The organism is Shewanella sp. 4t3-1-2LB (genome assembly GCF_017368415.1).
Lineage (GTDB): Bacteria > Pseudomonadota > Gammaproteobacteria > Enterobacterales > Shewanellaceae > Shewanella > Shewanella fodinae.
In genome coordinates this window covers 1-426 of sequence record NZ_JAFNJD010000142.1, presented here as the reverse complement: position 1 = coordinate 426, position 426 = coordinate 1, and the positions used below count along the sequence as shown (strand labels likewise).

The 426-nt window shown below is 55.2% G+C and carries 1 rRNA gene; it reads right to left on the bottom strand.

Going from position 1 to position 426, the window contains the following annotated elements:
- Positions 1-426: ribosomal RNA gene (locus tag J3L11_RS19010) — 16S ribosomal RNA — on the bottom strand; the annotation flags it as partial.

The window sequence follows — 426 nt, the reverse complement described above, 5'->3', positions numbered from 1 at the left end:
CTGTTTGCTCCCCGCGCTTTCGCGTCTCAGCGTCAGTATCCAGCCAGAAAGTCGCCTTCGCCACCGGTATTCCTCCCGATATCTACGAATTTCACCTCTACACCGGGAATTCCACTTTCCCCTCTGGTACTCAAGCCTGACAGTTTCAAATGCACTTCCCCGGTTGAGCCGAGGACTTTCACATCTGACTTATCAGGCCGCCTGCACGCCCTTTACGCCCAGTAATTCCGAACAACGCTTGCACCCTCTGTATTACCGCGGCTGCTGGCACAGAGTTAGCCGGTGCTTCCTTTGAAGGTACCGTCAAACGCACGAAGTATTAATCCGCACGCATTTCTTTCCTTCCGACAGGGCTTTACGACCCGAAGGCCTTCATCACCCACGCGGCGTCGCTGCGTCAGGGTTTCCCCCATTGCGCAATATTCC